Origin of the sequence: Actinopolymorpha alba DSM 45243, assembly GCF_000373925.1 — a bacterium.
GTDB lineage: Bacteria > Actinomycetota > Actinomycetes > Propionibacteriales > Actinopolymorphaceae > Actinopolymorpha > Actinopolymorpha alba.
The window spans coordinates 1-23248 of the sequence record NZ_KB892814.1 but is presented as its reverse complement, the minus strand read 5'-3'; the positions used below and the strand labels follow the sequence as shown (position 1 = coordinate 23248).

General features: G+C 66.2%; 24 protein-coding genes and 2 pseudogenes. 16 read left to right on the top strand and 10 right to left on the bottom strand.

What is annotated here, in order from left to right; all coding sequences use genetic code 11:
- Positions 1 to 472: alpha/beta hydrolase (locus tag B141_RS44645; protein WP_020579985.1), on the top strand; the 472-nt coding region annotated here is incomplete at its 5' end.
- A 150-nt stretch (positions 473 to 622) separates the two neighbouring features.
- Positions 623 to 1288: a class I SAM-dependent methyltransferase gene (locus B141_RS44640; RefSeq protein WP_020579984.1), complete on the top strand. Its 666-nt coding sequence runs from the start codon at positions 623 to 625 to the stop codon at positions 1286 to 1288.
- A gap of 188 nt (positions 1289 to 1476) precedes the next feature.
- Here B141_RS44640 and B141_RS44635 read toward each other — a convergent pair whose 3' ends face one another.
- From B141_RS44635 to B141_RS0135765, 3 genes are all read right to left on the bottom strand, one after another.
- Positions 1477 to 2787: a VOC family protein gene (locus tag B141_RS44635; RefSeq protein ID WP_157181552.1), complete on the bottom strand. Its 1311-nt coding sequence runs from the start codon at positions 2785 to 2787 to the stop codon at positions 1477 to 1479.
- Between the two features lie 283 nt (positions 2788 to 3070).
- Entirely contained in the window at positions 3071 to 3442 is a 372-nt protein-coding gene (locus tag B141_RS0135770) for a DoxX family protein (protein ID WP_020579982.1), read from the bottom strand.
- A 135-nt stretch (positions 3443 to 3577) separates the two neighbouring features.
- On the bottom strand, positions 3578 to 4084 hold the full coding sequence (locus B141_RS0135765; RefSeq protein ID WP_020579981.1) for a carboxymuconolactone decarboxylase family protein: 507 nt from the start codon (positions 4082 to 4084) through the stop codon (positions 3578 to 3580).
- Between the two features lie 206 nt (positions 4085 to 4290).
- Between B141_RS0135765 and sigJ the strand changes: the two genes are divergently transcribed.
- Complete coding sequence (gene sigJ, locus B141_RS0135760; protein ID WP_020579980.1) at positions 4291 to 5226, top strand: RNA polymerase sigma factor SigJ; 936 nt, start codon at positions 4291 to 4293, stop codon at positions 5224 to 5226.
- Positions 5227 to 5271: 45 nt separating this feature from the next.
- On the opposite strand, the gene B141_RS0135755 is transcribed toward sigJ, so the two are convergent.
- The gene (locus B141_RS0135755) at positions 5272 to 6153 is read right to left on the bottom strand and encodes an alpha/beta fold hydrolase (protein ID WP_020579979.1); all 882 of its coding nucleotides are present in this window, start codon (positions 6151 to 6153) and stop codon (positions 5272 to 5274) included.
- Positions 6154 to 6328: 175 nt separating this feature from the next.
- Here B141_RS0135755 and B141_RS0135750 point away from each other — a divergent pair, with 175 nt between their 5' ends.
- A complete protein-coding gene (locus B141_RS0135750) occupies positions 6329 to 7303 on the top strand; it encodes an aldo/keto reductase (RefSeq protein ID WP_026257885.1) in 975 nt (324 codons plus the stop codon).
- Positions 7304 to 7437: 134 nt separating this feature from the next.
- On the opposite strand, the gene B141_RS0135745 is transcribed toward B141_RS0135750, so the two are convergent.
- Both B141_RS0135745 and B141_RS44630 read right to left on the bottom strand, forming a co-directional pair.
- Positions 7438 to 7818 (bottom strand): VOC family protein, encoded by a 381-nt coding sequence (locus tag B141_RS0135745; protein WP_020579977.1) that lies wholly within the window; start codon positions 7816 to 7818, stop codon positions 7438 to 7440.
- Between the two features lie 29 nt (positions 7819 to 7847).
- A complete protein-coding gene (locus tag B141_RS44630; protein WP_020579976.1) occupies positions 7848 to 9128 on the bottom strand; it encodes an MFS transporter in 1281 nt (426 codons plus the stop codon).
- A 174-nt stretch (positions 9129 to 9302) separates the two neighbouring features.
- Here B141_RS44630 and B141_RS0135735 point away from each other — a divergent pair, with 174 nt between their 5' ends.
- The 9 genes and pseudogenes from B141_RS0135735 to B141_RS51985 form a co-directional block, all read left to right on the top strand.
- The gene (locus B141_RS0135735) at positions 9303 to 10316 is read left to right on the top strand and encodes an ABC transporter substrate-binding protein (RefSeq protein WP_026257884.1); all 1014 of its coding nucleotides are present in this window, start codon (positions 9303 to 9305) and stop codon (positions 10314 to 10316) included.
- 46 nt (positions 10317 to 10362) lie between these two features.
- Positions 10363 to 11343: a FecCD family ABC transporter permease gene (locus B141_RS0135730; RefSeq protein ID WP_020579974.1), complete on the top strand. Its 981-nt coding sequence runs from the start codon at positions 10363 to 10365 to the stop codon at positions 11341 to 11343.
- Positions 11340 to 12869 (top strand): ATP-binding cassette domain-containing protein, encoded by a 1530-nt coding sequence (locus tag B141_RS48370; RefSeq protein WP_020579973.1) that lies wholly within the window; start codon positions 11340 to 11342, stop codon positions 12867 to 12869. Before B141_RS0135730 ends, B141_RS48370 begins: the two co-directional genes overlap by 4 nt.
- A complete protein-coding gene (locus B141_RS0135715) occupies positions 12866 to 13723 on the top strand; it encodes a Rossmann-like domain-containing protein (RefSeq protein WP_020579972.1) in 858 nt (285 codons plus the stop codon). Before B141_RS48370 ends, B141_RS0135715 begins: the two co-directional genes overlap by 4 nt.
- Before the next feature lie 146 nt (positions 13724 to 13869).
- A pseudogene (locus B141_RS53145) lies at positions 13870 to 14166 on the top strand (GHMP family kinase ATP-binding protein); the annotation flags it as partial.
- Positions 14167 to 14287: 121 nt separating this feature from the next.
- Positions 14288 to 14671, top strand: a complete 384-nt coding sequence (locus B141_RS51990; protein ID WP_026257882.1) for a hypothetical protein — start codon at positions 14288 to 14290, stop codon at positions 14669 to 14671.
- Between the two features lie 16 nt (positions 14672 to 14687).
- The gene (locus tag B141_RS0135705; protein WP_020579971.1) at positions 14688 to 15704 is read left to right on the top strand and encodes a pyridoxal-phosphate dependent enzyme; all 1017 of its coding nucleotides are present in this window, start codon (positions 14688 to 14690) and stop codon (positions 15702 to 15704) included.
- A gap of 727 nt (positions 15705 to 16431) precedes the next feature.
- Positions 16432 to 17259, top strand: a complete 828-nt coding sequence (locus B141_RS48365; protein ID WP_474775238.1) for a DUF222 domain-containing protein — start codon at positions 16432 to 16434, stop codon at positions 17257 to 17259.
- Between the two features lie 52 nt (positions 17260 to 17311).
- A pseudogene (locus B141_RS51985) lies at positions 17312 to 17467 on the top strand (HNH endonuclease); the annotation flags it as partial.
- Between the two features lie 159 nt (positions 17468 to 17626).
- Here B141_RS51985 and B141_RS0135695 read toward each other — a convergent pair.
- The 3 genes from B141_RS0135695 to B141_RS0135685 all read right to left on the bottom strand — a co-directional run bounded on the left by B141_RS0135695 (position 17627) and on the right by B141_RS0135685 (position 19908).
- Entirely contained in the window at positions 17627 to 18235 is a 609-nt protein-coding gene (locus tag B141_RS0135695; protein ID WP_020579970.1) for a hypothetical protein, read from the bottom strand.
- A 153-nt stretch (positions 18236 to 18388) separates the two neighbouring features.
- Positions 18389 to 18940, bottom strand: coding sequence for an MBL fold metallo-hydrolase (locus B141_RS44610; RefSeq protein ID WP_020579969.1), 552 nt, complete (start codon positions 18938 to 18940; stop codon positions 18389 to 18391).
- A 167-nt stretch (positions 18941 to 19107) separates the two neighbouring features.
- Positions 19108 to 19908 (bottom strand): helix-turn-helix domain-containing protein, encoded by an 801-nt coding sequence (locus tag B141_RS0135685; RefSeq protein WP_051114286.1) that lies wholly within the window; start codon positions 19906 to 19908, stop codon positions 19108 to 19110.
- A 123-nt stretch (positions 19909 to 20031) separates the two neighbouring features.
- Between B141_RS0135685 and B141_RS0135680 the strand changes: the two genes are divergently transcribed.
- The 3 genes from B141_RS0135680 to B141_RS0135670 all read left to right on the top strand — a co-directional run bounded on the left by B141_RS0135680 (position 20032) and on the right by B141_RS0135670 (position 22508).
- Positions 20032 to 20445, top strand: coding sequence for a nuclear transport factor 2 family protein (locus tag B141_RS0135680; protein ID WP_020579967.1), 414 nt, complete (start codon positions 20032 to 20034; stop codon positions 20443 to 20445).
- Positions 20446 to 20677: 232 nt separating this feature from the next.
- Positions 20678 to 21292 carry a DUF5052 family protein gene (locus B141_RS0135675; RefSeq protein WP_020579966.1) on the top strand — a complete coding sequence of 205 codons (615 nt, stop codon included), beginning with the start codon at positions 20678 to 20680 and terminating at the stop codon, positions 21290 to 21292.
- 196 nt (positions 21293 to 21488) lie between these two features.
- Positions 21489 to 22508 carry a hypothetical protein gene (locus B141_RS0135670; RefSeq protein WP_020579965.1) on the top strand — a complete coding sequence of 340 codons (1020 nt, stop codon included), beginning with the start codon at positions 21489 to 21491 and terminating at the stop codon, positions 22506 to 22508.
- Between the two features lie 154 nt (positions 22509 to 22662).
- On the opposite strand, the gene B141_RS0135665 is transcribed toward B141_RS0135670, so the two are convergent.
- A partial coding sequence (locus B141_RS0135665; RefSeq protein WP_020579964.1) for a sigma factor-like helix-turn-helix DNA-binding protein occupies positions 22663 to 23248 on the bottom strand: 586 nt, incomplete at its 5' end.

Below are 23248 nucleotides of genomic sequence, written 5' to 3'. Positions count from 1 at the left end.
TTTCGGCGGCTTCACCGCCCCGCTTGTCTGCGACCGGGTGGCGGTGGAACTTCTCGTCCTGGTCGCGCCCATGATCCCCGCGCCAGCAGAGGCGCCCGCAGACTACTGGGCCCATACGAGATACGAGGAGGAGGAGCGGGACCGCTACGACGATGCCATCGCGCTGTTCTACCAGGATGTCCCACCGGAGCTGGCTGCCGAGGCGCTGAAGCGGGGCCGCGCCCAGTCCGAGGCCCGGATGGGGGAACCGTCCCCGCTTCGGGCCTGGCCCGACGTCCCCACGCAGGTTTTGATCTGTCGCGACGACCGCCTGTTCCCCACGGGTTTTCTGCGCCGCGTCGCCCAAGAGCGCCTGGGCATCCCCCCGGACGAGATCGACGGTGGGCACACCCCGGCGCTGAGCCGCCCACACGAGCTGGCCGACCGCCTCGAGGCCTACGCCGCAGAGCAAGGACTGCTCGTTGATCACTAGCATCGCGGCGTGCCTCTCCACGCGCTCCAGATTCCGGCCGGTCTTCGACGAGCTGACCGGCTCCAGGCGGCTGAGTGGCGGGGTGCCATCGTGGTGGACACCGGTTAGCATCAGCGCCCAGGCAACCCGACTGGCGCGAAAGGAACCGCGGTGCGACCCCCTGTAAGCGAACACGCGCCCGGCCCCAGCGGCTACGACGCCGAACTGCGGCGGCACAACCAGGTACTACGCCGGGCTTGTGGCGTCCAGCTCCAGGACGACGTCCTCGACATCGGATGTGGGTCCGGGCAGACGACCCGACAGGCCGCGCGCAGAGCACAGGCAGGCAGTGCGCTCGGGGTCGACATCTCCGCACCCGCCGTCGAGCGTGCCCGCAAGCTTGCCCAGACCGAAGGGCTGCGCAACGTCACCTTCGAGCACGCCAACGCACAGGTCCACCGCTTACCGCCCGAGCGCTTCAACCGGGCGATCAGCAGGTTCGGCACGATGTTCTTCGACGACCCCGTCGCCGCGTTCGCCAACATCAGACGGGCGCTGCGCCCAGCCGGACGCCTGGTGATGATGGTCTGGCAGCCCCACGAACGCAATGAGTGGGACGTCGCCATCCACCAATCCCTCGCAGGACCCCAGGGGCCAGTAGCCACCGCTTCCGCCGGCCCGGATCCGTTCTCGCTCGGCGACCCGCCGACCGTGAAGCAGATCCTGGGCGCCGCGGGGTTCGCCGACATCGCCTTCACCGACGTCCACGAACCGGTCTACTACGGTCCAGACGTAGCCGCTGGGTCCGCGGCTTCACCTGCACCAGCGAAGTACTGAACCGGCTGGACCCCGCCGCCGCGGCTCGCGCGGTCGGCCGTCTGCACGAGACGCTCTCGGCGCACCTGAGCAACGACGGTGTCTGGTTCAACTCCCGCGCCTGGATCATCACCGCTCGTCGCCACTGAGAGCGAACACAACCACGCTCAGCCAGTTGATCAACCTAGGTGCCGTCCAGCGACCACGGACTAGTCCGCGTCTGCTTGAGTGGCCAACCAGAGTTCTTCACGCCCGACCGAGACGGCGATGTCCACCTCATTACCTTCGGGGTCGGCAAGGGTCCACCACTCCGGCGCCTCGTCGTCGTACACGATCCGTCCCCCGGCGGCGACGGCCTTGTCGATGCGCGCTCGCGCTTGGTCGTCGGGGACGAAAACGTCAACGTGGATTCGGTTGCGCTGCTTGCGTCGGGCCTCCTCCGAGGCCGGCATCTGTTGGAAGAAGATCGGCAGATTGAGCCGGCGCGGATCGTAGATGTCGGTGACTTCGGGCCGAGGGTCGTACTCGTACCCGAGAACAGCCCGCCAGAAGCCCCGGACCGCAGGGATGTCGACCGCGTCGATCCCGATCTGTACGAAGCGCAGGGGAGTCGGGTCCGCGGTCAGTGCCATGCCGCGCGCCGCCGCCTGGACCCGGCGAGCCAGGTCACCGAACCGCTCGTCCTCCCACTGGTCCTTGCCGGTGTCGATCGTGACGCCGTCCGGGCGTACGTCCACCAGGAGCGGCAGGCCTGCGTTGTCGGCCAGGCCGGCCACGACGACGGCCAGCTCGGCTGCCCGCAAGGGCGAGGTGACTGGGTAGAACGTCATCGCGCCGAACAACACCCGCCAGTTGGCTGTCTCCCCTCCCCCGCTCAGCTCGTCGTCAGGAATGACGTCCGCCTCGTTCCCCTCGGCGTCGGCGAGCGTGCCGTAGCCCTCACCGACATACGCCTCACGGCCGCCGACCGCCTTGGCCTCCTCCACCCCTTCGAGGGCCAGCGCATGCGGGCGAGCGACATCGACGTGAATCCGATTGCGCAGCGGACGTGGCTGATCCTGCTGCTGGAACCAGATCGCAGGATCCCGCCGCATCGCGTCCACGAGGTCGTCGTCGCCCAGGCGTTCGTACCCAAGCACGGCGCGCCAGAACGACATCACCGAAGGCTTGTCGAGCGTGTCGATCGCAAGCTGCACGGTGTGCACCGCCGACGGATCGGCAGCCAGGCCAAGGTCTTGAGCAGCCGCCGAGATCGCGCGCGCGACCGCCACGTCAGCCAGGGTCAGGCCCGGAGAACCTGGCGTGCGGATCCGCACATGAACCCCATCAACGCGCAGGTCGACATCCGGCAGGCGACCCGCGTTGCCGGTGAGTTCGGCGACGCGGCGAACGAGCGCCGCGCCGGCGGTATGCGACGACGCCGCGAACCAGGCGCTCGCCCCGAAGGCGAGCACCCGCCAGTCCTCGACGCCGCCCGCCAGCTGGAACTGCTTCGCGGTGAGCCGCTCGTCGTCACCCATCACGGCAGGATGCCACGGGTCACCGACAGCCGGCCGTTCAGACGTGAACAACGGGGCCAGGGCCAGTGCGTCGCCAGGCTCCGTCGAGCCACTTCCCCGGGTGCCCGATCGCGACCTCCGCGGCCGAGACATGCCCGTTCTCGATCGCCGGGCTAGCGAGCACCCCTCGCTGCGTGGGGCGCGGAGCCCGGTAGCGGAGTGGTGTCGCGACGTACTTGACCTCGTAGACGCGCTCTGCGAACTTCCAGCCGTCCGGGGTGGGGACAGTGCGCCGCTCCGGCGGTCACCAGCCGTAGGGGCCGAATCGACCCCAGGCAACGAATGCGGCGAGCACGAACAAAATGGCGTTGACCATGATCGCGGACGACTCTTCACGGCGGACGTGCACGGCCGCCGCCAGGACCATCAGGACCGCGATCCCGACCCCGGCGAGCGGTGTCAGGACGGTCGCGATGCCGGTGACGGCCGGCAGGATCATCCCGATCCCGCCGAGCAGACCCATCACACCGATGAACCGTACGGTCGCCTGGGAGAAGTCCTCCACCCACGGAAACATGCCACGCAGCCTGTCCTTGGGCCGGGTGGCTTTGATCAGGCCGGACACGGTGAACGAGGCGGCCAGGAACGCCTGCACGATCCACAAGAACACGTTCATCGAGAGGTCTCCCTGTGCGGTAGATGTTCGTCTCAGCAATACGACGAGACAAACCTTCGGAATGTGAGGTGACGCGCCAGCCTCGCTGGCCGCGCTCAGGAGGCACGGTTTGCGTGTCCTCACCCTGAGCCTGCGTTACTTGTTGTAGTTCTTCCCGATGGGCTTTCCCGGGATCGGCTTGCCGATGAGAGCGACCGGGAGGAAGAAGAGCATCTGGGCGATCACCAGGGTGAGCGTCCAGATCGCCTTGTCGTCATAGTGGGCGGCTGCCCTGGCGAAGAGTTCGTCGGAGACGCGCTCACCGAACGGGTTCGGCGTGAGGACGGCCTCCACGAGCTCCAGTGCGACCCGTTCGGCGTCGGTGAAGTAGGGGGCGTCCTGCCATGACGCCACGGCGGTGATGCGCTCCTCTGTCTCCCCGGCCTTGCGGAGGAGGTCGGCTTGCCGGACGGTGTGGTACGTGCTGCCGACGATCTGCCCGGCGCGCAGCTGCATCAGGTGGATGGTGGTGTGGGGAATCGAACCGTTCAGGGTCGCCTTGGTTATGGCCGCGGCGACTCCACCCAGCTCGGGGAAGAACTGGTTGGGGTCGGGGAGACGCGACCGAAGGTCGTCTTGGGTGGTCGTCGTGGGTGTGGACATTGCGGGGTCTTCCCTTCTCGATCTCAGCGGTGCCGCGCGACCCGCGACCTGGTGGGGTCACAGCGCCCTGCCGCGTGCAGGATGGTGAGTCAGCAGTCCGACGACACAACCGCTGGGAATGTGAGGCGACGGGCCAACCTCACATTTCGCTGCGGTATCTCGTCGAACCGTTGAGGGCAGCTGCGACCAAGGGAGTCGGCGACACCATGAGCACCCAATCCGAGCCAGGAGACGGCCCGCTCGATCCGAGCCTGAGCGTGATCATGAGCGAGCGACGTCGCCTGATCAATCTCGCGTACCGGCTCCTCGGTTCCCTTGCCGATGCTGAGGATGTCGTACAGGAGACGTACGTCCGCTGGTACGCCATGTCCCGACAGCAGCAGGAGGCCATCGAGTCCCCCGGCGGCTGGCTGACGAAGGTCGCCAGTCGCATCTGCCTCGACCTGCTCGGCTCGGCACGGGTCAGGCGGGAGAGCTACGTGGGCGAGTGGATCCCGGAGCCGGTGCCTGATGGTACGGAGTGGATCAACGGGCAGTCAGGCGGCACTACCGTCGACCCAGCCGACCGGGTCACCCTCGACGAGTCGATCAGCATGGCCTTCCTCGTCGTGCTCGAGTCGATGACTCCGGCCGAGCGGGTCGCGTTCATCCTGCACGATGTCTTCCGCTACCCCTTCGCCGAAGTGGCAGAGATCGTCGGCCGTACGCCGGCGGCCTGCCGCCAGCTGGCCTCGTCGGCCCGCCGTCGCATTGACGCGTCGCAGACTCCCGTGACTTCGACAGCCCAGCGCGCCGACCTCATCAGGAACTTCAAACGGGCATGGGAGGCCAAGGACATCGACGCCCTCGTCAGCCTTCTCGACCCCGACGTCACGTTGATCAGCGACGGTGGCGGCCTGGTCAGGGCTCTGCTCCGCCCGATCGAAGGTCGCGAGCAGGTCGCGCGGCACGCCGTCGACCTCGCCGGGCGGGCACCCGACCTGACGCTCCTGGAGCGTACGGTCAACGGTCAGCCCGGTCTGGTGGCTCAGAAAGACGGCGTCACCGTGGGGGTGCTCGCGTTCGAGATCGCAGGCGACCGGATCAAGCACATCTGGGGCGTACGGAACCCCGAGAAGCTCCGTCCTTGGATGACGGACTGACGCACATCTCCCTCCCCCTCCGCCTGCGCATTGCACCAGCCCGATTCAGGAAGCGTGTTCGGTGACGAAGGCACGAACCACCTCGGCGTAGCGGGCCGGCTCCTCAGCGTGCGGGAAGTGGCCGGATCGGTGGAAGGTCGCGATCCGGCCGTCTGGGACGTTTGCGCGGTAGGCGTCTATCGCCATGGGTGGCGCGGCGAGGTCGTCGACACCATGGATCAGCAACGAGGGTTGAGTGAGCTCCTTGAGCCGCTTCAGCCGGGAGTCATAGAGAACGGGCAGCAGGGCGCCGTGGCTGCTGCCACGTTCCCAGAGCTCTGGCGGGAAGTCCGCCTGCTCGCCGACCCGCTGGAACGCACGGGCGTCGCGGCGATCATGGAAGCTCAGCTCCAGGAACCGTTCGCCGAGCCCGAAGGCCAGTTCGTATGTCCGGTCGTCGGCGGTGAGGGGCCGGGGTGACGACGCCAGCATCCGACATCTCTCGGCCCGCTCGCTGTCACCCAACTCGTCGTACAGGCGCCCGAACAATGGCAGCCGGTACCGGTCGCTGACGTCGAAATCCCAGCACGGGCAGTCGAAGACGACCGCATTGACCGACGCCGGGTGATTGATGGCGTAGTCGACCGCGTAGTGGCCACCAGCGGAGTGCGCGATGATCGCCCATCGGTCGATGCCAAGGTGTTGGCGCAAGGCCTCGAAGTCTGCCAGCAGCAGTGGTACGTCGAGCGGCCCGCCAGGTGGCAGCGCGCTCGATCGCAGGACGCCGCGCTGATCCGGCGCGATCAACCGCAGGTCTTGGGAGAGCAGCCCCGCTTGGTACTTCACATAGTGGAAACCACCGCCGTGGCCGTGGATGAAGAGCACCGGCGGCGCATCCTCCGCTCCGTGTATCTCGACATACAACTCGGCTCCGTTGACCGCGACCATGGCCGACTCCGAGGGGCCCACACGCTCACCTACCCTCACCGATCACCTCGTGGTTCATAACCCGAATGCTCTCAGGTACCGCCGACGAACGCACGCATCGCTCCGCGAATTGGCCTGGAATTCTTGGATCGGATTGGCGGTCTGGCCAGGCCATTCGGGCCGTACAGTCGGGCGCATGGACAAGCGTGCTATTGGTGGCATCGAGGTCAGCGGGTTGTGTCTCGGTGCGATGATGTTCGGGACAACCGTGGACGAGGACACGTCGTTCGCATTGTTGGACGCGTTCCTCGATGCCGGCGGGACGTTCATCGACACGGCGAACTGCTACCAGTTCTGGGACGGCGGGCAAGGCCATGAGAGCGAAGAACTGCTCGGGCGCTGGCTGAAGAGTCGCGGTCTGAACACCGGCGCTGGGCGCGACCAGGTCGTCATCGCGACGAAGGTCGGCGCCCGGCCCGACCCGGATCGCGGGGATTCGTGGCCGGCCAACAATGAGGGGCTCTCAGCCCGGGTGGTGACCTCGCAGATCGAGGTCAGCCTGCGACGAATGGGCCTGGAGTACGTCGACCTCTATTACTCGCATCACGAGGATCGGTCGGTCCCAGTCGAAGAGACGGTCGGTGCGTTCGCGTCCGTTGCGGAGTCCGGCAAGGCTCGTGCGCTCGGCGTCAGCAACGAACCGTCATGGCGGATCGAGCGTGCCCGGCAGATCGCAGCCTCGAACGCCTGGCCGTCCTATGTCTGCGTCCAGCAACGCCACACCTACCTGCAGCCGCGCCCCGGTGGCTACGACGCGTTCATGCCGGCCGCGAGCGACGAACTGCTTGACTATGTACGCGAAGACGAGGACCTCACGTTGATCGCGTACTCCCCGCTGATGGGCGGCCGTGCGTACAGCGACCGCGCGGACAAGCAGATCGATCCGATGTTCGACCACCGCGGGACACCCGCGCGACTCGCGGCCCTTCGCGCCGTTGCGGACGAGCTGGGCGCGACAAAGAATCAGGTCGTGCTCGCCTGGATGCGGGCCAGCTCGCCGTCGGTCCTCCCGCTGTTCAGCGCGAGTTCCCTGACCCAGTTGAAGGAATCAATCGGATCGACTGAGCTGACGCTGACGCCGGACCAGATGGAGCGCCTCGACCAGGCCTGACCTTCGCCCTCTCCCACCACGAACTCGCGGCCACTCATCCGGACGATATTCCCGTCTGAATGATCCCAACACTGACAACACGAGTCGGGGTACCCTCAGCCACACGGGCCGAGGGTGCCCCGTGCGAAACGTTCTTACGGCCAGGTGTTTGCCTGCGCCTCGAAGAGATCCGGGTCGCTCTCAACGGGTAATACACAGATCAGGTGGCCTCCAGGAACGCGGAGGACCCGGCATTCCTGCCATTGCGCTTCCTGCGTTGCCCCCAAGGCAAGCAAGCGTGCGGTCTCGGCCTCAACGTCGTCAGTTTCGATGTCAAGGTGGAAACGAGGAGAGTCGTTGACCGCTTGGATCGCGGTCACCACACCAGGAATGCCCTCGGGCAGTTCGATGAACTGCGGTTCCGACGAGTTCGAACGCGAAGCGACGCCGAGAGCCGCGGACCAGAAGGCCGTTGCTCGGGCGGCATCTGCCTCAGGCGTATCGATCAGAACGGCGTAGACGCGGCTTCGATGCATGCGAGGCACACTAGCGAACGACCGGCGTGCTAGTCGGCTTCTGCGTGGCGTTCCACGGTGCGCTCTTCCGGCTGGCGGGAGAAGTGGCGGGCGCTGGGGGTGAGTGCGGCCGTAGCGGGGGCGAGGAAGCAGATCAGCGCGCAGGTGGCGAGGACGGCCTGTGTTCCGAAGGTGTTGATGGCTGGAGCGATGAGCGCAAGGCCGACCGGGGCGAGGCCGTAGGACAACAGGAAGTCCAGCGAGGAGATGCGAGCGAGCTTGTCCGGTGCGACCTCGCGCTGGGTCGCGGTAAACCAGGGCACGTTGAAGAGTTCGATCCCGATCCCCGCAACAACGTATGCGGCGATCACCACGACAGGGTCCACTGGGAGCATCAGGCTGAGCGGCGCGAAGCCATAGACGGCCAACCCGGCCAGGGCGACCCAGCCCGGGAAGCGCGGGCGCCAGCGCGCGATGAGCAGGGCGCCAACCAGTGCACCGATGGTGTAGCCGGTCATCGCACCAGCGAGCACCATCTCGGTGCCGTACCGGTCGCGGCTCACCATCGGAAGAGCGACACCGGTGGCGGAGTAGCCGGCGGCGATGACAGCGGTCAGGGCGGCGAGTCCGGCCACGAACCAGGGATGCCTGCGTGCTTCGCGTATCCCCTCGCTGAACTCCGCGACGAACGAGGATCGGCGGCGTTCGGTGAGGTGCACGCTCGCGGTGCCAAGGCCGGGCACCAGCGCTGCGACGAGCCAGAGCGCGCCGACACCCAGGAGCAGTGCCGAGATGTCGAAGACAACGGCCAGCAGTGCGGTCAGCGCGGGCCCTGCCAGCGTGGTGCTCCTGACCGCCAGCGTCATGGCGGCGTTCGCCTGCTGCCTGTTGTCCGCATCGACGATCTCAGCGGTCAGTGCCTGGAACGCCGGCCGGCAGGCGCCCTGCCCGGCACCGGCGAGAGCGGCCGCAGCGACCATCAGGGGAAGCGATCGGCCAAGTCCTACGGCGAGTAACGGCGCCGCCGCCGCGGCCATCAGACCGGACCACAACACGACGCGGCGGCGGGAGTAGCGGTCGGCGAGGACTCCGCTGATGGGCACCGCCGCGAGGAACCCCGCCGTGCGGGCGGCCAGAAGCACGCCGAGGCTCGTTGCCGTGAGGGTGCGATCAAACACCGCGAGCCCGAGCACGAACGGGAGCGCCCAGGTAGCCAGGCCCGAGGACGTCGACCCCAACCAGAGCCGCAGAAACGCCTTGTCCAGCAGGATGGAACGCCTGGCGGGAGGATCGGCCACCACGCTGGCAGCCGGTGCGGTTGGGGTTGGCACGCTGACACTCCTGTCGTTCACCGTTTGGACACGGCGGCATGAAACCGCGTGACCATGCCTGGACGCCTCAGGCACTAGCTTAATGGCAATGGTTGTCGTTACAGTATCGAACGGCGCGCACCCGACGGGTGCGGCATGCCTCACCACCAGTACTTCTCCCCTATCGGAGGATTCATGCGTCAACCTGCCCGACTCGGTGCCGCCTTGGCCATGGTGATCGCGGCTGTCGGCTGCTCAACACCTATCGGGGAGGACTCTGCTGGCGCAGACCAGGCAACGGTGCAGAAGGCGACCGTGACGAGTTGCGGGCGGACGTTGTCATTCGACGAGGTGCCGAGCCGAGCCGTCACCCTGGACCAGTCTTCGACCGAAACCCTGCTGGCGCTCGGACTCGGCGGCCAGCTGGCCGGCACGTCGAACCTCAAGACCAAGGTGGGAAAGGAATTCCAGGACGCGTACGCCAAGGTTCCAGTGCTCAGCTCCAAAGTCATTACTGGTGAGCAGTTACGCGCGGCCGCACCGGACCTGGTGGTGTCGTCGTTCACTGACCTCTACACCCGGGACAGGGTCGGAACCCGCGACGAGCTGAGCAAGGTCGGCCTACCGTCGTACGTAAGTGCGGTGGACTGCCCGCAACAGAACGCCCCTGACAAGACACCGTTCGAGTTGCTCTTCGACGACTACCGGAATCTCGGGACGATCTTCGACGTCGGTGCCCGCGCCAACAAACTCGTTCGGGAGCAGCAGGCCGTGATCGAGCAGGCGGCCGAGACAAGAGAGAACGTCGAGGGCGAGCCATCTGTCGTATGGCTCTACTCGGTCTACAACGGGCTGCCGTACGTCGCCGGCCGAGACGGCATGGCGAGCGAGATGAGCCGGCTGGTGGGGGCGAAGAACGCCTTCGACGACGTCGCAGAGTCCTGGCCCGAAGTTTCCTGGGAAGAAGTCGCCAACCGCGACCCCGATTTCATCGTGATCGGTGACCTGTCCGAGCGTGGCGCGCCGGGTGACAGTGCCAAGGAGAAGTTGACGATGATGCGGGACGACCCGCTTGTGTCCAAGCTGACAGCGGTTACCGAGAACCGCATCATCGTGGTCCCCGGCATCGAGATGGACCCCTCGGTGCGCACGGTCAACACGCTGCGGCTGCTGACCAAAGGAATGAAGGACCTGAAGTATGCCCGCTAGTCCGGCTGCCGGCCCCTCCGTACTTTCTCGGGCAGGACTGCTTCTCGTGGGTCTGGGGGCTCTCGCGCTTTCCCTGTTGGCGTCGGTGCGAATCGGTGTCGCCAATGTCGGGTACGCCGATCTGCTCAGGGTCGTGGGCACTCGGGTGGGCCTTCCCGTCGAGCCGCTTCCCCCGCTGGTCGACTCGCTCATCTGGGATCTGCGGATCCCCCGGGTTCTGATGGCCGCGCTGGTCGGCGCCACGCTCGCGGTGTGCGGCGCGGTGCTCCAGGCGGTGACCCGTAACGCGCTCGCTGATCCCTACCTGCTGGGAGTGTCCTCGGGCGCATCGACCGGCGCCGTCGCGGTGGTCGTTCTCGGCGTCGGTGCCGGCGCGCTGGGGGTCACCGGTGGGGCGTTCGCCGGTGCCATGCTGTCGTTCGGGCTGCTCCTGGCCCTGATGCGACAGACCGGTCTCGACTCGGCAAGGATCGTCCTGACCGGCGTGGTTGTCGGACAGCTCTTCTCGGCGCTGACCTCACTTGTACTGATGGCCTCCGGTGACGCCGACACCACCCGGGCGATCACCTACTGGCTGCTCGGCTCAATGAGCGCGGCCCGCTGGGATACGGTGGTTGTCAGCGCGGTCGTCACCGCGATCGGGTTGTCAGTGGTCTGGCTGTACGCGACCGCCCTGGACGGCTTCTCCTTCGGCACGGACACAGCCTCGTCGCTGGGCATCGACGTCCGGACCACACGGCGGGTGTTGCTGGTGGTGACCGCGGTCCTGACCGCGGTGGCCGTCGCCTCCGTGGGCGCGATCGGGTTCGTCGGCCTGATCGTGCCGCACGGCGTCCGATTCATCGTGGGGCCGTTGCACCGAGCGTTGCTGCCGTTCTCGGCGCTGGCAGGGGCGCTCTTCCTGGTGTGGACCGACGCGCTCGCTCGGGTCGCCTTCGCGCCACAGGAAGTTCCGGTTGGCGTGTTCACCGCGCTGCTGGGTGTGCCGCTCTTCCTGCTCATCCTGCGTAGGCGAGGCGAGCTATGAGGATCGCCGCCGAACGACTGAGCTGGTCGGTGCGGGACAAGTCCATCGTCCACGACGTCAGCCTCGACATCGACTCGGGTGAGAGCGTCGGGCTGATCGGGCCCAACGGCTCCGGTAAGTCGTCACTGCTGCGCTGCCTTGCGGGTCTGCGTACACCGGTGTCAGGCACAGTGCGGTACGACGGCGAGCCGATCCGGGACTGGGATCCGCGCCGAATCGCTCGGCTGGTCGCCTTCGTGGAGCAGGCCACCGACAGCAACAGTGACCTTCGGGTCGCCGAGGTGGTTGGCCTTGGTCGGACCCCGTTTCGAGACCGATGGCGCGGCCCCAACGCCACCGATCATGCCGTCGTCGCTGCCGCGCTCGCCCAGTCAGGCCTTACCGAGTTGGCCACGCGGTCATGGAAGTCACTGTCGGGCGGAGAACGTCAGCGTGCTCACATCGCACGCGCCCTGGCCCAACAACCCCGGTGCCTCCTGCTCGACGAACCGACCAACCACCTCGACGTCAGGCACCAACTGGAGTTGATGGAACTCCTGGCCGCCACCGACCAGACGGTGCTGGTCGCCTTGCACGACCTGTCGTTGGCCGCCCGCTTCTGCGACCGGCTGGCGCTGATGCACAACGGTCGGCTGGTCGCCGCCGGGGCGCCCAAGGACGTTCTGACCCCGGAACGGCTGGCAGAGGTCTTCGAGGTCGACGCCGAGGTCGGCCTGGACAGCCTGGGCAACCTCACAGTCGCCTACCAGGGTGTCGCACCACAAGCCCCTACCAGAGGAGGAGTCTTCGTGGACCGGACAGCAACCGGACCCGCCCTACTCGCACAGCTTCCCCCTCCTCTGCCGCCTGAGCAGATCATCGAGCTCAACCAGCCGAAGGCCGACCTGCACACCACCCGCCACCACGAATGGAACGGCTGGACCTTCGAAACACCGCCAGGTGTGTTCATGCCGGGTTGGACCAGCCGTATGATCCACGACCGGCTTCTCGACGGCCGGATCGAGGTCCGCGGCCGCCGGTACGCCGCCATGGGAGTCGGTGTGGGCGTCGAAGCCGTGGCCGCAGGGGTACGCGGTGCCAGGGAGATCTACGCGATCGACGTCCACCCCGGGAGCGTGGCCGCGACCATCCGGCACTATGAGCGTCTTGTCGGCGAACACCCGGAAACGTCGCTCATCCCCGTGGTGGGCGACCTCTTCGGCGGCCTACCCGACGGGGTGCGGTTGGACGTCATCACCTTCAACCCACCCGCGGTCAGCCAGATAGTCAGCGACGACCCCGCCGTCGTACGCAACGTCTGCGTGGGGGCATCCCTGCTGGCGAGATTCTTCGCGCAGATCAATGACCGAAACCTGCTGGCCCCCGATGGTGAGGTGTTCCTCATCGTCTCCAATACCGCCGACCTGCGCGCCATCATCCGGGACGCCTTGGGTCAGGGATTCATCCCGGAGATCAACTACCTGCATGACTGGCAGGACGGCGTCCTGACCTTCCTGTTCCGGCTCACCCGTGGAGGCCAGGCATGACCAATCGGCCAGGTGTTGCCAACCAGGCGGCCGCATCCGCCCATCCACAGACCGTCGACGAACTGCTGACCGCCGTTCTCGCGCGGCAGAAGGGCCCGGATCCGTCCCACCTCGTGGCCACCAGCGTGTTCTGGATCCACCACGGCACTCGGCTCTCGGGCGGCGACACCACCTACCTCAACCAGTACGTCCTGGTACGGCTGGGCGACGTCTTCGGCGCCTGTGCCTTCGAATCGGGAGAGATCGCACCGGACATCTGCCGCGACGCCTCAGGTAGTCCGCTCGCCAAACCCCTACGGGAGGCACCCCTGCCGGTCCGGATCGCCGCCCTCGACGCGTACCTCGCTCATGCGCTCCCCCACAGGACAGCGCCCGAAGCCGAGCCGGTGAGGCTGCCGGCCGGCGCTCCCGAGATCCGGGCAAAGGCGCGTGACGCGGCCATCGCCGGTCTGCTGGACATCGCCGGCGGCGCGAAGGTCGCCCTGATCGGCGTCGTCAACCCCCTCGTTGCCGCGATCCGCGAACGTGGCGGAGACCCGCTGCCGTGCGACTTCAACCTGCGAAGGACCCAGTGGGGCGACGCGGTCACCGACGACATGAGCGAGGTGCTCGAGGCCGCGGACGCCGTGGTCGCCACGGGAATGACGCTCAGCAACGGTACGTTCGACACGATCCTGTCTCGCTGCCGCGCGCGCGACGTTCCGCTGGTCATCTACGCGCAGACCGGCAGCGCAGTCGCGCGGGCCTTTCTCGGCGCGGGTGTGACCGCCGTGTGCGCGGAACCCTTCCCTTTCTCGCAGTTCAGCGCGGAACCCACCACGCTTTATCGATACCGCACGCTGGGCGGCACGTGACCGCACAGGCCAAGAGGGTCGCCTCCCAGTGGACTACGACTGTCAGCACCGGCTTCGGGTACGCCCCCTGCCACCACGGCGAGATCCTGCAAGGGATCTTCCTCGACTCCCGCGGGCGGCGCTGTGCCGGGCTGGTCACCCTGCCGATGACGGGCCTGGGCACACACGCGGAGTTCGTACGCCGACCAGGCACTCCACCAGAGGACGTATCGGTGACCCCGCCCGACCGTACGAAAGCACAGCGGGCCGCCACCCTCGCTATCCGCGAGTGCGTGTCAAGGCGTACGGATCCGCCCTGTGGAGGCGAGTTGCGGCTCCGCAGCGACATTCCCGTAGGGCTGGGCATGGGCTCTTCCAGCAGCGACGTCATCGCCACGATCCGTGCCGTCGCTGATGCCTTCACCCGTGCGCTGTCTCCGGCCACGATCGCAAAACTGGCGGTGTACGCCGAGAGGGCGTCCGACCCGTTGATGCTCGGCAGCCGGCCACTGCTGTTCGCCCAACGGGAAGGCCGGGTCCTCGAAGTCCTTGACAACCCACTGCCGCCAGCTGTCGTGGTGGGCTGTGTCCTCGGTGGCGGCAGACCCGTGGACACGTTGTCCTTACCCCGCACCGCAGTACAGCGAGGAGGACGTCCAGGCGTACGAGCGGCTTCGCATCCTCCTCCGCCGGGCTATTCGCGAGGCCGATCCCCTGCTGCTGGGCAGGGTCAGCACAGAGAGCGCGCGCCGCGCCCAACGAGTCCTGCATCATGAGGAATTCGACACCCTCACCGGCATCGCGGAATCCACCGGCGCGGCGGGCCTGCAGATCGCACACAGCGGCAACGTAGCCGGAATCCTCTTCGCCCGCTCCGAATCCGGGATCGAACGCCGAGTGCATCACTGCGTACGGGCGCTCGACAGTAACGGCATCCCCGTCACCCGAACCTTTACGACCCCCTCATGAGCGAGGAGTTGGGTGCATGGACGAACACATTGCGGACTCGATCGGCCGACCGGACCTTATCCGCCTCGATGACAGCCTCGTCTGCCTGCGCTTCGAGACCATGAAGGTTGTCTCCGCCCTATCAGCCGTACGGACTCTCCTTGACAAGGACATCATCAAGCCGGGCGGGACGTTGCTGGACAGCTCCAGCGGAATCTACGCCCTCGCCCTGGCCTGCCATCGCTACGGCATGCGCTGCCACATCGTCGGCTCGACCACCATCGACGACACTCTCCGCGCTCAACTAGCCGTACTCGGCGCGCATCTCGAACAGGTGCCTCCGAGCAGCAACCTTAAGCTCGACCAGAAACGGCGTGTCGAACGCATCCAGGAAATCCTCCGCCAACACCCGGACTACCACTGGATGCGCCAATACCACGACGATATTCACTACCTCGGTTATCAAGTCATCGCCGAACAGATCCGCAAGGAAATCGACACCGACCAACTCACGATCGTCGGTGGAGTCGGATCCGGCGCCTCCACCGGAGCCCTCACGAGATACCTGAGGGAACACTCACCCGGAGTCGAACTCGTCGGCGTCCAACCATTCGGCAGCATCACCTTCGGCAGCGAACAGGTCTCCGATCCCGACATCATCATCGCCGGCATCGGCAGCTCCATCCCCTTCGCAAATGTCAACCACGCCCTCTACGACACGATCCACTGGATCGCCTTCGACGTCGCCCTCGCGGGCAGCATCGACCTGCTCCGTAGGCATGCCATCTTCGCCGGACTCTCCACCGGAGCCGCCTACCTCACCGCCCGCTGGGAACGCAACCACACCCAGCAGCGGACCGTCGTGTTCATCGCCGCCGACACCGGCCACCGTTATGTGGACTCAGTTTTCGCCCGCCACCACCAAGCCGCACCTATCGAAGAGCTCGCTCCTCATAGAGCAACCACACCGAGCGACATCGCTCTCCCCTGGTCCCGCATGAACTGGAACCATGCCCAACCACTCACAGCGGGGCGTAGCGACCTTTCGACCTAGTGCTACAGCCGTAGACCGCTATCTCGGCTAGTCCCCTTGTGGGTAAGGGCTTTGGGGCGTGAAGTGTTGGTACGTGATGTTCGGCGCACGGCGTAGAGGTTGGCGGGTGGGAGAGGGAAATGGACGCGCTGATGTGTCGGGTTGGTCGCTGGTTCGCGCGGCCGCAGACGCGGCGGACCGCGCGAGATGTGGTGGGTGGGTTGCTTACCGGACCGGCTCGCCGGAGCCGCAGGCATATCCAGCGAAACAGTGGAGACTTTTCCGTGTCCTGACCCGGAAAAGTTTCCACTGCCTCTCCGGTTATTGGTATGGGTATCAGTCAACCCGAGCGGTCTATTCAAGGGGAACGCGGACCATTTAGTGAACCTTCGCGATGGGTTACGGAAAGCGATTCACAGCTACCCAAAATTACATTCCGGGGAGCCTGCGAATGGGCTCTTTCGGTCGGGGTTGTGTCGGCGGTTGCCGATAGCGTTCTACCTATGGATGTCACGACTGGCGCCCCGCCCACGCTGCCGCTGCGCGGATTGCTGGACATGGTCCAGGGCGGGCTTGCTCAGGCGTTGGAATCCCCTGTCTGGTGTGTACGGACGCCGATTCTTCTGATGGTCTGGAGCAGGCACACCAGATCGTCGCTATGGCTGAGGCCTTGCGGCTGCGGTTTATCCATGATGCTGATACGTGAGAGCTTGCCTCGCAGGCTGGTGCGACGTCGACGGCGGCGTGGCTGCGGCACAAGCTGCACCTTCACCCCGGCGCGATAGGGGCGGACGTGAAACTCGCCAAAGCGCTGGAGACCAACCTCCAAGCCACCGGCCAAGCACTCGCCGCGGGCAGGATCTCGGCGCTGCACGCCAAGATCATCCGCGAGTCGATCAGCCTGCTCCCCAAGGACATCAGCGACGACCAGAAACGCGAAGGTGAGACGCGTCTGCTGGAGTTGGCGACCCAGCACGACCCGAAAGAGCTACGACAGCTGGGCATCCACCTCTACGAAACGATCGACCCCGAAGACGCCGAACGGCGGCTCGGCGAGCAACTCGAGCGGGAACGCAAACGCGCCGAGCAGAAGCGATCCATCACCTTCTCCCACTCCGGCCCAGGTTTGCAGTCCGCACGCGTCCAACTGCCCGTTGACGAAATGGCCCGGCTCAAAGCACTCCTCGACCCGCTGGCCAGGCCCCAAAAGACGGACGCGAACGGACCCGACACCCGCACCGCATCGAGGCGGCTGGGTGACGCGTTCGTAGAGTTGCTCGATCTCGCGCTTGCTGCTGGCGAGGCACCCACGCGTGGCGGGACCAAGCCGCAGATCATCATCACCATGACACTGGCCCAACTCGTCACCGGAATCGGCTACGCGACTGGACAGCGGCGAACAAATCTCAGCCGAAACCGCCAGACTCCTGGCCTGCGACGCCGACGTCATCCCCGCCGTTCTCGACGGCAAAGGCCAAGTACTCGACCTGGGTCGTACGACCCGCTTCTTCCCCGCCGCCCAACGCCACGCACTAGGCATCCGCGACGGCATGGAATGCAACTTCCCCTGATGTGACCGCCCCGCCAAATGGTGCGATGCACATCATCTCGTTCACTGGGCAGACGGAGGCCGAACCGATCTCAACAATGGTGTGCTGCTGTGCGGGGCGCACCACAAAGTCATCCACAACAGCGACTGGCAAGTCCGCATGGGACCAAACGGCAGACCCGAATACATACCCCTACCCTGGATCGACATCAACCAACGCCCCACCCACACCTAGAGATGTCAATCGTGATGCTGCCGTCGCCGACCGTAGTGGCCGACTTCAGCTCGACGTTGATCGCGCCCGCGATTATCGGCTCCGTTCGATGTGCCACTAGTCGCGGACCGCCGCATGATCCACGTGCCCGCCCCTGCCAGTTTGCTCGCGATGAACGCCTTATGGTTCTCGTGGGTCAGTTGCGAACCTCTCCCACTCGACCGGATTTCTGGCGATCATGAGTTCGTAGGTCGGTCCAACCCCCACTTTGTAAACCAAGCCGTCTTGCTTGTACTTGACCTGTACTCCTGGCCATCGCCAGATGCCCGGCTTTACCGTCCGAAACTCAACCAGGATCAGCTTCCCAGAGCCGGAGGCAAGCTGTTCTCCGGGAGCGATAGTGCTACCGACCACCGAGTGGGACGGCCGTTCGGCTGGGTCGCTATCGGCAAGCGATTCGTCGGACGATGACCATGCGGCGGGAGGCGCCTCATCCGGAAAGTCCTTGGTCTGGTAGACGCGGACATCGACCAGCTCAACGCCCTCAGGGTTTTCGAGCGCACTCACTGACTCAATTGTGATCGGACGGTGCGACACGTTCCTGAAGGTAGGGCCCTCAGCGTAGACGCGGTCTCCGAACATCACCGGCATGCTTAGGAAGACGCCGTCCATGCCGTTCTCGATGGCGCCTCCTGGAAGTGTTGGCCGGAGTGCCAGGTAGCCGGCCGCCACGCCGACGAGCATCGTGGCGGCCAACACACCAGCTACGAGCTTCCGCTTTGTCACCATCACTCCTGACCTACATTTCTCTGGCCTGCCGACAAAGCCGGGGCCCACTCTGGTGAGCCTTATGAACTGTGCCCTGCCGCTGCAGCCTCCCGACGGAAACGGTTGACGAACAGTAGCGACTAGCCGAGTCGCGGGCGCACTGGGCGGTTGCCGTCATGGGACCGCTGTCCATGCCTGGCGCAGGTGTGCGGTGGCCAGCACGGTGGGCCTGCGACGCGCTGTCTCCAGAAGCCGCTCGCAGGCCGGGTCGCCAGCCGCCAGCGCGCCGACCTCGCTGCGCTGGATGACGTACCGAGCGTTGGGAAACATGGGTACGCCGTCTGGCCCGACGGACCAGCCGTAGTGGTCCTCGTGGAGATGGGTCAGCACGACGATGTCGACGTCCGCCTCGTCGATGCCGGCCTGGCGTACTTCGGACGGGAGGTGGCCCGGGGTCGGCGCCCATCCGGAGGCCGGGCTGTCGGCCGGCCCCACCCCGGTGTCGACGAGCATCAAACGGTCCCGTGGGCCGTGGACAAGGAAACAGCGGAAGTCCAGCCGCCAGGTCTGCCCGGGCCCGAACGCGTCAGGGTCAACGCGCCGGGCGAGGTGCCAGTCGCCGGGCGTCGCCTCGGGGAACGCCTGGCCCCGGTCGAGGAAGAACGGCCCCGAGGCGTCGATCAGCGGTACCACCTCGAACGCGCCGACCGATCGGGACCACACCACCGTCCGCTCCCTCCACACCTGAGCCCAAGAACGCTGACCTGCGCCAGCTCTTCCGCCGCGAAGTCGGGCTCTCGGCCCAGCAGTACCGCTTGAAGTTCCGTTCACGCCGGCCCGCCAACCGGCCCGGATAACCAACCATCAGCCGACGCGATCATTGGTTGTGCGGCTCAGCTGTGGGTCGTGGGGTCGACAAGTGCCTGAAGCGCTGCGGCGGTGCGCTGGTCGGCAGGAAAGAAGGTCTCGATCGCGATCTCACTGAGGGTGACATCCTGCGCTGAGCCGAACACCGTGGTGGTGTAGAGCATGGCCAGCTCGCCAGATGGGGTGGCCAGCCGCAGCGGGATCGCCAGATCGGCCCCGGGCGTAGGCGCCGTTGCGGGCGTCTGCGGCACGGGATAGCTCTCCAGCTCGGTCAGCAGGTCTGCCAGGCCGCGAGCAGCCGTCCGGGCGAGCTGGCGGCGAACCCGGCCGAGTACCTCCTGCCGCCACCGTCCAAGGTCGACAATCTGTTGGGCCAGCCCATCCGGATGGAGGGTGGCCCGCAGTATGTTCATCGGCTCGGTCCGCAGTCCCGCCGGCACTTGGTCAAGGAAGACCTGCATCGCTCGGTTGGCAGCAAGGACCTCCCAGCGTACGTTCACTGCGACCGACGGGTTCGGCTCCAAACCGCCAAGCACCGCCCGGATGGCATCCAACGCGGGACCGAGGTCCTCGAACGACCGCTCGGGATGCACCGGCGCATACCCGGCCGCCAGGTAGAACGCGTTGCGCTCGCGCAGTGGCACCTCCAGCTCGTCGCACAGCCGCTCGATCATCGTCCGACTCGGCGTTGCCCGCCCGGTCTCAATGAAGCTGAGGTGGCGCGTCGACATCGCTGCTGCGGCCGAAACATCGAGCTGAGATCGACGGCGCCGTGTTCGCCAGCGCCGCACCAGCTCACCAACGGGTTCGGAGGAGATGGTCGACATGCGACCAGCCTGGACCGCCGGCCGGAGCGTCGCAATTACCTCCCAGGGAATCGCCTTGTCACGTCTCCCCGCCAAGACTCGGCTGGAGCGGCAGGTCGCCGCACCAAATCGGAAGGGGTCGTCATGACCGAGAACAGCACAGCCTTGTCCGCTTCGCGGATTATCGAGCAGTATGAGCGATTCTGGAACTCTCCAGCCGAGAAGGCCCAGCCGCTCGCTGATCAGACGTTCGTTGCCGACATTCGCTACCTCGCGCCGATCGGCGAGTTCACCGGCTCGGCACCGCTGATCGGATTCCGCAGACAGTTCGAAGAGCACCTGCCGGCGTTCACCTTCGCAGTCGTCGGCGAGCCGCAGAGTCACCACGACCGCCTCCGTTTGCACTGGGAGATTCGAACCGGAGGCGAGGATGCCTTCGCCGCGGGGACAGACGTCCTGACGCTCGAGCAGGACGGGCGGATCCGCGAGGTAGTGACGTTCTTGGACCGAGCCCCCGAGGGGTTCGACCCGCAAGCACACCACGACCTCGCCGGGTAGTCGCCGTTACAGGCCCGACTCGCCGGGCGGCGACAGCCGTCGACCGGCGTTGACCGGCCTTGCCCGGGGCGGGGAGCTGGTTGCAGGGGTCCAGCGCCGCAACCAGCTCCTCAGCCCAGCAGTCCCCTCCCCCATTCGCAGCAAGGTGCTGCGTACCCGGCTTGTCGCACGCCTCTGGCAGAGTGCTGTATGAGGGAACTTGAGAGGACCCAACCCTGGAGGAACTCTTACGATGCTTCGTATCCGTAGCGCCGCCGTAGTGGTCGCCTCACTCGTCGTACTGGCTCTCTTGTCCGGCTGCGCCGCGTTGGGTGCGAAGTTCGAGTCGTTCAACCGGGCGTGGAACGGCGTCCCCGCCACACTGACCACCTACGATCAGGCCGGTGCGCTGGTCGACAAGGTGCGCGGCACCTCATTCCGGGTGACCCGTGACACCAAATTCGACGAGAGCGGGGCCGACGGCACCACCGAGAAGGGCGACGTGTTGCTGATCAGCGTCGGCGGCGCCCACATCAGCCACGTAGGGTCGACCCTGATTCTCGCCCAGGACGGGCTGACCGCGGTGGCCGGCGGCGCTACGACCCTCGCGATCGACGACCCGAAGCCTGGCACCCCGTGGCTGAACGACTTCTTCTACCGGCACGGCCAGCGGTGGGCCGGGAAGGCCCGCACGATCATGATCCGGTCACAGGACGGTCACCCGATCGCTGTTTATGCGGGCAACCAGGTGGAGGTGCTCGCCACTGAGGTCCCCAAGTCGACCTGGTTCCGGGTGGACGGCAAGTACTTGTTCGTCTACCGGGCTGACTACACAGTCTACGACAACAGCCTGTTGGCGAAGCGCTGAAGATCCCGGCAGGTGAACGCTTTACGCATGAAGTGCAGGGAACTTATCGTCGCGTGGTCGAGGCAGCCGCGGCCTCCGACAGCGGATGGCAGCGCCGATTAGTCGACACCCTTAGGTAGCTCCCCTGATTGACCGATGCTGACGGCGATATGTAGAACGTCTACCTATAAGACGTCCCACAACGGAAGGATCTCCTGTGCGCAAGGGATCTCTCGCGGCCGCCGCAGGCATCGGCGTTCTGCTACTAGCCACCGTGCCGGCCGCGGCCGCCAACGCGGCGAGTGACGCAAGACCGATCGTCACTCCAACGATCTCGGCGGATCGGACCACCGTCGACAACACAACGGATCGCAACAACGCCGACTGGACGACGAGGGCGGCCGCGAACAAAGCGCGCCCCAAGGCTAAGCGCCCCTGCGAGGCGCCTCCCGTCCCACCCAGTGAGCCACCCATCGTCGTCGACCCGGACCAGTTGGCCGCTCCCGTAGGAACGGGCCGTCCGGCGAACCCGATCGAGACCGCGCGTCTCCAAGCGGGCATCGACAACTTTCTGGCATGTATCAACGCGGGCGATCACCGCAAGGCCTCCGCGTTGTTCACTCCGCGCTTCGTCCGCTACTACATGGGCCAGGAAAACTACACGCAGATTTCCAACATCCTTGGCGGCATGCGTATCGATGACATGCGACTGCGCGACTTCACCGTCTACAGCGACGGCAGCTTCACGACGGAGGCCAACTATGTCGCGTACGGGCACGCGCTGATCCACGAGCGGCAGTACTGGTGGCTCGACAACGACGGCTACCTCAAGCTGAACTGGGCGGAGTTCCTGCCGTCGGAGATCCCTCGACCCGCGACGCGGGTGAGCGTGGAGATGGGGGAATACTTCTTCCGACTTTCACAGAATCGCATCTGCGCACCCGCCGGCAACATCGTGCTGGACATACGTAACGTCGGAGAGGAACCGCACGAAACGATCGTGCTCCAGCTTCCGCCAGGAGCGGTCCCAGCCGACATCTTCAACGAGAAGTTGACGCCAGACCAGGTGAAGACGATCGGCCAAGGTGGCTCGAGTGCCGCGCTCTCGCTCGTCCGCGTCCGCCCAGGCACCTACTGGCTTGTCGACTTCATTCCTGCGCCCGACGGCATTCCCCACGCCGAGCACGGCCAGGTCGCGAAGCTGACCGTCGAACGCCAGAGGGCGGCCTGCCATTAGGCGACCGCCGTTGTTCGAAGGACGGCTCGCTAGTGCGTGGCGTGAATCGACCGCAGCGCAAGGGGTCCCGGCCGGACCCGTACCTAACCGTTGAGGAGCAACGGAGGGCTCCACGTTGCACCTGATTCCGAGGTGGGTATTCCGGCACCGGTGTTCATCGCCGGGTGAGTGGGGTCTCGGATTCGATGCGGGTCAGCTTCTTTGGGTTGCGGACGTAGTAGAGGCCGGAGATGCGGGTGTCCTCGACTCGGATCGCCATGATGCCGTCGAGTTCGCCGTCCAGGCGTACGAGGAGTGCCGGGTTGCCGTTGACCACGGTGCGGTCAACGGTGAGGGTGCCTTCGACCTTGCCGAGCCCACCGAAGAACATGCGGACCACCTTCTCGGCACCGATGACCGGCCGCAGCGCGGCCTGCTTGACGCCGCCGCCGTCGGCCACGAGGACGGCCTCAGGGGCGAGCACGTCAAGCAGGCCCTGGAGATCCCTGGTTTCGATCGCCCGCTGGAACGACTCCAGAGCTGCCCGGGTCTGGCTCTGGGACACCACCTGGCGAGGGCGGCGGGCTTCGACGTGCTGGCGGGCGCGGTGCGCGATCTGGCGGACGGCCGCGGGGCTCTTGTCGACAGCGGCCGCGATCTCGTCGTAGCTGACATCGAAGGCCTCGCGCAGCACGAAGACGGCACGCTCGGTCGGCGACAGTGTTTCGAGGACGAGCATGAGCGCCATCGACACGCTCTCG